The following is a 9,579-nucleotide window of genomic DNA, read 5'->3' as shown; positions in this document are numbered from 1 at the left end:
CGGCGCGGCCCGATCGCCACGGGTCGATCGGGCTGGGGACACCCGGGCCGCGGGCGGGTATGACGCCGGCGGGGCAGCGCCATGCTTCGGGATCGGACCGCGGATCTCGGCCCGTTAACACTTTTCCTAAGCTATTTCAAAGCGTTATCATCTGTCCTCATGGGGACGCCCCTCGCCGGTCAGAGCACCGGCCCGAACATGGCAATCGTGTTGTTGAGCAGGCGACGGCGGGTGCTCCAGGCCGCCACCTCGGCGGCGGTGACCGGGAGCGACCGGTCGAGATATTCCTGCTGGCGCGCGCGCATCGCCGCCGTCAGCGCGGGGTCGTGCAGGAGCACGTTGTTCTCGTAGTTCAGCTGGAAGCTGCGCCGGTCGATATTGGCCGAGCCGATCAGGGTGATCGCGCCGTCGAGCGTGATCGACTTGGTATGCAGCAGCCCGCCGGTGAACTCGAAGATCCGCACGCCGGCGGCGAGCATCTCGGAATAATAGCTGCGCGCGGCGGCGGCGACGATCCAGCTGTCGTTCTTCGCCGGCAGGATCAGCAGGGTTTCCACCCCCCGCCGCGCCGCGCCGCAGAGCGCGGAGAGCAGCGATTCGTCGGGCACGAAATAGGGGGTGGTGATCACCATCGTCTCGCGGGCGCTGTACATCAGCGCCTCGAACATCTCCGGCATCGCCGAATAGCGCATGGTCGGGCCGGTGCCGATCACCTGGGCCGAGAAGCCCGGCTCGGGCGCCTCGAGCGGCTCGTCGAGGATCGCCGCGAGGTCGTCGTCCACATGGCCGAGCCAGTCGCCGGCGAAGAGAAGCTGGTTCTGCCGGGCGATCGGACCCTCGAAGCGCATGACCGCATCCACCCAGGGCGCAAACCTCGGCTTCACCCGGAATTCCGGATCCGCGCAGTTCTGGCTGCCGCAATAGGTGATCCAGTTGTCGATGACCGCGATCTTGCGGTGGTTGCGCAGGTCGATGCGACCCTTGAACGGATGGGCGAAGAGGCTGCCGATGGGGAGGGCGCGCGCCACCTTCACGCCCGCCTCCGCCATGGCCTGCCAATGCTCCGATTTCACCATCCGCCGCGACCCGAGATCGTCGACCATGGCGCGGCAGGTCACGCCGCGCGCCGCCGCCCGCGCCAGGGCGGCGGCGACCTTGCATCCGTTCCCGTCGGGCAGCCAGATGTAGAAGATCACATGGACATGGTCGCGCGCATCGTCGATGTCGGCGACGAGCGCGTCGATCGCGGCGTTGGAATCGGCCAGGAGCCGGCCGGAATTGCCGCCGATAGGTTCGAACCCGCTGATCGACCGTCCGACGCGCCAGAGATGGTCGTAGCGCTCGGACGGCTGCGGCTGAAGGTTCCCCGCCGCCGCCCGGTCGACATCGGGGAGCGCGGGCAGGCTCGCGATCGCCGCGCGGATCCGCTCGGTGCGCCGACGGCCGATGTCGACCTCGCCGAAGAGGATATAGGCGAGGATGCCCACGACCGGCGCGAGCAGCACCACCATGACCCAGGCCATGCGCGAGGCCGGCTCGCGGTGCGGGCGGAGCAGGGCGCGGATGATCACCACGATCTGGGCGGCGACATGCAGCAGGATGAGGAAGGCCGTCACCGGCGGCGCTCCGGCGCGGCGGCGGGCCGCTCAAGGGTCACATGCGCCTGCATCGTCTCGCCCCGTCCCTAGTTCCTCGCGGCCGGTCGCTCCCGGCCGCGCCAGAGGGGTCGATAACCCATTGCCGGCGCGTCTAGAAGGGCCGATCGTCGCCCGGGCCCCGAAACCGGCCTCAGCAGGCGAAGGCCCGGCCGAAGGCCGCCCAGTCGCAATGGCCGCCGCGGGCCTCCTCGCACCAGCGGTCGAAGGCGGCCGCGCCGGACCGGCTCAACCAGGGCCGCAGCGCCTGCAGGGCGGCGGCGAGCTCGGCCCCGCCGGCGGGTGCCGCTGCCGCTCCGGGCCCGGCGGCATAGCGGATCACGCGGCGCCCTTCCTCGAAGGCGTCGAGCGCCTGGTGCCAGCGCCGCTCCGGCCAGAGCAGCGCCATCGCCCCGGCCGCCGGGTCGTAGACGGCGGTGAAGAGCGTGCCGAAGCCGCCGGCATGGTCGCGCCGGTAGAGCGGCGGCTCGAGAAAGGCCTCGGCGAGCCGGTCGGGCGGGGGAGCGCCCCGCAGCAGGCGCTCGAGATGCGCCCGGCGGTCGCGGCTCTGCCCCGGATCGGGCCGGGCGCCGGCATCCCGCGAGCGCTGGTGGTTGGTGGCGATGGCGGGGCGGCAGAGCGCCAGCCCGCCGCCGGGCCAGAGCTCCAGGGTGGCGGTGCGCCCGCTGCGGTCGGCCAGCGTCACGTTGTAGGCCATGTGCGAGGGGATGCGCCGGAGCGCCGCGATCGCCTCGGGAACGCTGCCGCAGGTCTCCAGCACGTAGCGCATGAGCGTGGTGACGCCGAAGCCCTCCGCGGTTTCGGGGCGGCCGCCATAGGCGAGCGCGGCCGCCAGCCCCGCGCCGTTCACGCCGTCCGACAGGCCCCAGAGGAACTCGACCATGCCCATCACCGGCCGCCCGGTCCATTCGCTGCGCAGGAGCAGCCCCTCGTTGAGCTCCGGCGAAAGGTCGTAGTTGCGCAGGAGCCGCGTGCCGTCCTCACCGGTCACGGCCGCGACCGAGCAGCCGCCGAGATAGCGCGGGGGGCACCAGGTCGCGAGGAAGCGCGCGGCGAGATCGTCGCCGCCGGCGATCCGGGTCAGCCGGCGGTGCACCGGCACGAGCTCGGGCATGTGGCGCGCGAGGGCGGCTTCCGCCTCGGCCCGCGACGGGCCGCCGTCGCCGCCCCGGGCGAGGAACCAGGCGCGATAATCCGGCCAGGATCGCTCCCAGCGGGCGCGCCACCTGGCCGAGGCCTGCGGTTCCGCGACCGCGTCGAAGGTGAGCGAACCGCCACTCATCGCGCCGGCCCCCGCTTCGGCCGGTCGAGGAAGAAGCGGACCATCTCAGCGGAGGCGTCCGGTCCCGTCGCGTCCGTGTAGGAGCCTTCCGGCCGGCCGCCGGACCAGGCATGCCCGGCCCCCTCGACCATCCAGCATTCCACCCGCGGGCCGGTACGCGCCGGCTCCGTCACCAGCCGCTCGTAGCGCCTTCCGCCCGGCGCGACGCCGGAAGAGCGGCGGGCGGGCCGCCCGGCGGCCCCGGCGACATGCGCGGCATTCGAAGGGTGCACCGTCCGGTCGGCGCTGCCGTGGAAGACGATGACATCGGCGGAGGTCGGGGACGTGCCTTCCCGGGGCGGCGCCGCCTCCCCGCGCATCGCCGCGAAGGCCGAGACGACGTCGCTGGCCGATCCATGGGCGAGCCCCGAATGCACGCCGACCGCGGCGAAGAGATCGGGCCAGGTGGCGCCGAGCACCGCCGCCATGGCGCCGCCGGCCGAAAGCCCGGCGGCGAAGACGCGGCCCGGGGGCACGCCGTGCTCCTCGGCCATCGCGCGGGCAAGGCCCGCGAGGATCGCCGGCTCGCCCGCCTCGCGGCCCTGGTCGCCGGGGCGGAACCAGTTCCAGCAGGCTGCGGGGTTTTCGGCCCGGGTCTGGGAGGGATAGACGACGATCAGCCGGTTGGTCTCGGCGAGCTCGTTCATCCCCGTCCCGGCGGCGAAATCCTCCGGCGTCTGGGTGCAGCCGTGCAGCATCAGCACGAGCCCCTGCGGCGCCGCCCCGTCCAGCGAGGCCGGAAGATAGAGGCGATAGTCGCGCGCTCCGGCGGGCCCGGCGAAACGCCCGGCGGCGAAGGTCGCGCCCTCCGGCACCGGCCGCTCGGGGAGAGGAAGCGCACGGCCGTCGAGGCCGGGGATCGCCCGCTTGCCGGCCTTGAGCAGCCGAACGACCTCGCCCAGCCGCCGGCGGAGGGGCCGAGCTGCGGGCTCGACCGGGGCCATGGCGGGAAGGCCGGTGTCGCGGCCGATTCCGATGCCGAGGGCTTCGCCGATGATCCGGGTCGCTCCGGCGACATCCATGGCGCGTGTGGCCTGCGTGGCGCGGCGCATCGCCGCGGTGAATTCCTGGCTCATGGGACGAGCTCCGTTCCTGGCTTTAAAGGAGGCGGTCGGCGAGGGCGGCCTTGACCGGCGCGCTCGCCTGCAAGGCACCGAGCACGGTCAGCGACCCGATGGTCGCGCGGGCGAGCTCGGGCGCTACGTCCGGCGCGATCCGGGCGAGGCCGAGCACCCTGACATGCAGGATCTCGCCGGCGTCCCGCGCCGCTTCCAGATCCGTGCGGGTGAAGTCGCGCACGCCGAGCTCGAGCATGTGGCGCTCCACCGATCGCGACATCTCCTCGGAATGCCGCGCGAGCTGGCCGCGGATCGCGGTGCGGATGAAGTCGGTGCGGTTGGAATAGAAGCCCTCCTGCACCATGAGGTCGATGCGGCCGAGATCGACGTAGCCGAGATTGACGGTGATCTTCTCGCTCTCCGGCGTTCGCTCGCGGATCGGTCTGACATTGCTGTTCACGGCGATTCTCCATCCATGTGGATGGTATATGGATGTTGCACGGCAGATGACAAGGGAAACTCTTCCCTGGCGGATCCGACGGGGGCCTTCCATCGTCCGCCGGAATGCCCGGAGACATCCGAGGTATATCCGCCACGAAGCGCGCGGCGATAAACCAAGATCCGATCCATTCCTTGGAAATCGGCACGTATTATGCGCTAATTCGATGCAAATCGGGGGCGATGGGGTATCAGGTCGGGTCGAAGCGCCTTGCGCGTTCTCCGTCCCCGGAATGGCCGCAGCGAATGCGCGGCGCGGAACGGGGCAGCGCATGCGAAGAGGCTCGTCGCCGGCATCGATCGCGGATTACGGTCTGATCGCGGACGGACGATCCTGCGCCCTGATCTCGCGCGGCGGCTCCATCGACTGGCTCTGCTGGCCGCGCCTCGATTCCGAGGCCTGCTTCGCCGCCCTCCTGGGCTCCCACGACAACGGCCGCTGGCTGATCGCGCCGACCGGCAAAGCGAGAACCGAGCGCGCCTACGAGGACGACACGGTGATCCTGGTCACCACCCACGAGGTCGAGGGCGGGACCGCGCGGGTCTTCGACTTCATGGCGATGCTGAACGGCACGCCGGCCATCATCCGCCGTGTCGAGGGCCTGCGCGGGCGGGTCGAGATGGAATGCGACCTCGTCATCCGTGCCGACTACGGCCGCACCGTGCCCTGGGTCGAACGGGTCGGGGAGGACGAATGGCATGCGATCGCGGGCCCGGACCTCTTCATCCTGCGCACGGACGTCGAGCTGCACGGCGACGACCTGCATACCGTCGGCACCTTCGAGGTCGCCGCGGGCGAGATCCGGGACTTCGTCCTGACGCATGGCCATTCCTTCGGCCCGGCCCCGGACCGCGTGGATGCCGAGGAGGCGCTCGCCGCCACCCGCTCCTACTGGGACGCCTTCACCGACCGGATCCGGCTGCCCTCGGCCATGCGGCCGGAATGGCGCGCCGCGGTGCGCCGATCCCTCCTGACCCTGAAGGCGCTGACCTATATCCCCAGCGGCGGCATCGCGGCGGCGGCCACGACGTCGCTGCCCGAATCCCTCGGCGGCGGGCGCAACTGGGATTATCGCTTCTGCTGGCTCCGCGATTCCGCCTTCACCCTGCAGGCGTTCCTCGAGACCGGGCTGACGCGCGAGGCGCAGGCCTGGCGCGACTGGCTGATCCGCGCGGTGGCGGGCTCGCCTGAGCAGCTGCAGGTGATGTACGGGCTCGCCGGCGAGCGGGTCCTCACCGAATGGGTGGTCGACTGGCTGCCGGGCTTCGCCGGATCGCGCCCGGTGCGGGTCGGCAATGCCGCCGCCAACCAGTTCCAGCTCGACGTCTACGGCGAGGTCGCCGACGTGCTCGCGCTCGCCACCCGGCGCGGCCTGCCGCCCCACGAGCGCCAGGAGGCCTACCGCCAGATCATCATGGAGTTCCTCGCCACCGCCTGGACCGAGCCCGACGAAGGCATCTGGGAGATCCGCAGCGAGCGCCGGCATTTCGTCTATTCCAAGGTCATGGCCTGGGTGGGCTTCGACCATGCCGCCAAGGCCGCGGAGGCGGCGGGCGACGAGGCCGAGCGGGCACGGCTGCGCGGCATCGCCGAAAGCATCCGCGACGACGTCTGCGAGCGCGGCTTCAATGCGCGGCTCGGGAGCTTCACCCAGTATTACGGCAGCGAGACCGTCGATTCGAGCCTCCTGATGCTGCCGCTGGTGGGTTTCCTGCCGCCGGACGACCCGCGCATGACCGGGACCGTGGCGGCGATCGAGCGCGAGCTTCTGCAGGGCGGGTTCCTGCTGCGCTACCAGACCGACGGCCACGACGGGCTGGACGGCCACGAGGGCACCTTCCTGCTCTGCTCGTTCTGGCTGGTCGAGGTCTATGCCCTGCAGGGCCGCATGGAAGAGGCGGTCGGGCTCTTCGAGCGGCTCGTCGCGGTCGCCAACGATCTGGGCCTGCTCGCCGAGGAGGTCGATGCCGAGACCGGCGAGATGCTGGGCAACTTCCCCCAGGCCTTCAGCCATGTCGGCCTCGTGATGGCCGCCGTCGCCCTCAGCCGCCGCCGCCACAACGGCACGCCGCCGCTGCATTGGTAGGGCCGAGGCGCCGGCCGGCACGGTGTCGCGGCCGTCCGATCCGGGGCCGTGCGGGCGGAGTCCTGCGAAGGGGCGGTTCAGACCATCATCGCCTTGGTGGCGGTGAGCGCGATCTCGGGATAGTCGCGGGCCACGCGGTCGATGTCCCATTGCAGGCGGGTCATGTAGACCGGATCGCCGTCGTGGTCGGCGGCCATGTGGCCCTTGTTGGCCTTCACGAAGGCGTCGATCTTGTCCCGCGGCCCGGAGACCCAGCGGGCAGAGGTGAACTGCGTCGGCTCGAAGCGCACCGGCAGGCCGTATTCGAGCTCGATGCGGCTCGCGAGCACGTCGAACTGCAGCGGCCCGACCACGCCGACGATCCAGCCCGAGCCGACGTCGGGCTTGAAGAGCTTGGAGGCGCCTTCCTCGGCGAATTGGGTCAGCGCCTTCTCCAGATGCTTGGCCTTCATGGGGTCGCCCGCGCGCACCGTCTGCAGCAGCTCCGGCGCGAAGGAGGGGATGCCGGTGAAGCGCAAGCCCTCGCCTTCGGTCAGTGCGTCGCCGATGCGGAGCTGGCCGTGGTTGGGGATGCCGATGATGTCGCCGGCCCAGGCGTCCTCGGCGATCTCGCGGTCGTTGGCGAGGAAGAGCACCGGGTTCGAGATCGCCATCGGCTTGCCCGAGCGGACATGGGTCAGCTTCATGCCGCGCTCGAAATGTCCCGAGCAGAGGCGCACGAAGGCGACCCGGTCGCGGTGCCTCGGGTCCATGTTGGCCTGGACCTTGAAGACGAAGCCGGTGACCGCCTTTTCCCACGCCCCGACCTGGCGGCTCTCGGCGGGGCGCAGCTGCGGCGGCGGGGCGAAGCTGCCGATGCCGGCCATGAGCTCCTGCACCCCGAAGGAATTGATCGCCGAGCCGAACCAGATCGGCGAGAGGTTTCCCGCGAGCATCGCAGCCGCGTCGAAGGCGGGCAGCAGCTCGCGCGCCATCTCGACCTCCTCGCGCAGCCGGGCGAGCAGCGGCGCGGGGATATGCGTCTCCATGGCGGGGTCGTCGAGCCCGCGCATCTCGATGCTCGCGCCGCGGCGGTTGCGGTCGGCGCGGTCCATCAGCTCCAGCCGGTCGTGGATCATGTCGTAGCAGCCGAGGAAGTCGCGGCCCATGCCGATCGGCCAGGAGGCCGGGCAGACGTCGAGCTGCAGCTCGTGCTGGATCTCGTCGATGATCTCGAAGGTGTCGCGCGCCTCGCGGTCCATCTTGTTGCAGAAGGTCAGGATCGGCAGGTCGCGCAGCCGGCAGACCTCGAAGAGCTTGCGGGTCTGGCTCTCGACCCCCTTGGCGCCGTCGATCACCATCACGGCCGCGTCCACCGCGGTCAGCGTGCGGTAGGTGTCCTCGGAGAAATCCGAATGGCCGGGCGTGTCGACGAGGTTGAACCACCACTCCCGGAAGGGGAAGGACATGGCCGAGGCGCTGACGCTGATGCCGCGGTCCTGCTCCATCTTCATGAAATCCGAGCGGGTGCGCCGGGCCTCGCCCTTGGCGCGGACCTGGCCGGCCATCTGGATGGCGCCGCCATAGAGCAGGAATTTCTCGGTCAGCGTGGTCTTGCCGGCATCCGGGTGCGAGATGATCGCGAAGGTGCGGCGCCGCGCGATCTCGGGCGGCAGGGCGGGCGTGTTGGCGGGTCCGTCGGGCATGGCAGCGGATATATTGTGCGGCTTTCGGCTTGGAAAGGGGCGGATGTGGCGCGTGATTCGGCGCTGTCCCCATGGGGACAGAATGCAAGCCATTGATATTACGTCAGAAAAATGTTAACGCCGCAGAATCGCCGGACTCATGCGACATCCGGGTGAACCGATTGGCCAAGGACACCCCGAACCGGCAAGAGCGAGGCACTGCCTCGCGCCGGTGCGTCGGAGGGACGCGCGCGAGCGCGGAGACCGAAGGGGGTCGGGTTTCACCATCGCTGGGTAATCCGCGCGCGCCTGCCCGGGCGGGCGCGCCTGTCGCGCCTGCCGAGGGGCAGGCAGGCGCGCGCGGATTTGTCACCTGCCAAATCCGCGAGGGGAAGATGGCGCGTCAGCTGCCCTTGTCGTCGAGTTCCTTTCCGCTCGGGGGGGCGGTGCTTTGGCTGTCCTCAAGATCGGTTTGGGGCCATGGCCCTCCGATTGAGTTCCGCCTGTCGCTCAGCTCGTCGCGATCGCGCCGGCGGCGCCGGCCATCATGCCGGCGGAGAGCCGGTTGGCGAGGCGGCGGCCGGCGGGGGTGCGGAAGAGCCGCCGGGCCTGGCTGGCGGCGATCACCCAGCCGAGGTCGACCGCGATCAGCACCAGCGCCATGACGAGCGTCAGCTCGGCCCAGCCGCCGAGGGTGATCGCCGAGAGGTCGAGCAGCGAGGGCAGCAGCGCGAGATAGAAGACCATGATCTTGGGGTTGCCGAGTGTGATCGCGAGGCCGGTCCCGAAGAGCCGCAGCGGCGAGGTCGCGTCGGGCAGCTGCTCCACGTCGGTCGGCGCGGCCCACATCTTCCAGGCGAGCCAGCCGAGATAGGCGATCCCGGCCCACTTCAGCGTCGCGAAGGCGAGCTGGAAGGATGCGGCGATCACCGCGAGCCCGAAGACGGCGCAGGCGAGCCAGACCGCCTCGCCGATCCACATCGCCGCGAGGAAGGGCAGGACCGAGCGCGGGCCGCGGGCCAGCACGCGCGCGACCAGCGCCGCGACCGAGGGGCCGGGCGAGCCCGCCGCGACGGCGAGGGCGGCGGCGAAGAGGGCGAGGGTGCTGGCGTCGAGCATGATCACAGGAACGCATCCGGCGGGCCGGAGGTCAAGCGGTGACGGAAGCGCCGGGATGCGTCAGGGGAGTGGTATCTGGCAACGCGAGCCCGTCAGGCTGGGATCCGGGCGCGCCTGGCTTCACCACCCCGCCCGGCGGGCACCGCCGGGCAGCGCCCGCCCCGCCCGTCACGCCAA

7 protein-coding genes are annotated in these 9,579 nt (G+C 71.0%); 1 reads left to right on the top strand and 6 read right to left on the bottom strand.

All coding sequences use genetic code 11. The annotated features are described in order from the left end of the window. Window positions 1-179 precede the first annotated feature (179 nt). The 4 genes from cls to V7050_RS13975 form a co-directional block, all read right to left on the bottom strand. Entirely contained in the window at window positions 180-1,616 is a 1,437-nt protein-coding gene (gene cls / locus V7050_RS13990) for a cardiolipin synthase (protein WP_324369096.1), read from the bottom strand. Between the two features lie 172 nt (window positions 1,617-1,788). Next, complete coding sequence (locus V7050_RS13985) at window positions 1,789-2,937, bottom strand: C45 family peptidase (RefSeq protein ID WP_324369094.1); 1,149 nt, start codon at window positions 2,935-2,937, stop codon at window positions 1,789-1,791. Next, complete coding sequence (locus tag V7050_RS13980; RefSeq protein ID WP_324369092.1) at window positions 2,934-4,052, bottom strand: extracellular catalytic domain type 1 short-chain-length polyhydroxyalkanoate depolymerase; 1,119 nt, start codon at window positions 4,050-4,052, stop codon at window positions 2,934-2,936. Before V7050_RS13980 ends, V7050_RS13985 begins: the two co-directional genes overlap by 4 nt. A gap of 22 nt (window positions 4,053-4,074) precedes the next feature. Then, window positions 4,075-4,494: a CopG family transcriptional regulator gene (locus V7050_RS13975; RefSeq protein WP_324369091.1), complete on the bottom strand. Its 420-nt coding sequence runs from the start codon at window positions 4,492-4,494 to the stop codon at window positions 4,075-4,077. Between the two features lie 310 nt (window positions 4,495-4,804). Between V7050_RS13975 and V7050_RS13970 the strand changes: the two genes are divergently transcribed. Next, the gene (locus V7050_RS13970) at window positions 4,805-6,619 is read left to right on the top strand and encodes a glycoside hydrolase family 15 protein (RefSeq protein WP_324369090.1); all 1,815 of its coding nucleotides are present in this window, start codon (window positions 4,805-4,807) and stop codon (window positions 6,617-6,619) included. Window positions 6,620-6,696: 77 nt separating this feature from the next. Here the strand turns inward: V7050_RS13970 and V7050_RS13965 are convergent, their stop codons facing one another. Continuing rightward, window positions 6,697-8,304 (bottom strand): peptide chain release factor 3, encoded by a 1,608-nt coding sequence (locus V7050_RS13965; protein ID WP_324369089.1) that lies wholly within the window; start codon window positions 8,302-8,304, stop codon window positions 6,697-6,699. A gap of 489 nt (window positions 8,305-8,793) precedes the next feature. Then, window positions 8,794-9,402, bottom strand: coding sequence for a LysE family translocator (locus V7050_RS13960; protein WP_324369098.1), 609 nt, complete (start codon window positions 9,400-9,402; stop codon window positions 8,794-8,796). Between the last annotated feature and the right edge of the window lie 177 nt (window positions 9,403-9,579).

The organism is Amaricoccus sp. (assembly GCF_036846665.1).
Taxonomy (GTDB): Bacteria; Pseudomonadota; Alphaproteobacteria; order Rhodobacterales; family Rhodobacteraceae; genus Amaricoccus.
Note: the sequence above shows the minus strand (reverse complement) of the source record. Positions and strands in the feature narration are given on the sequence as shown.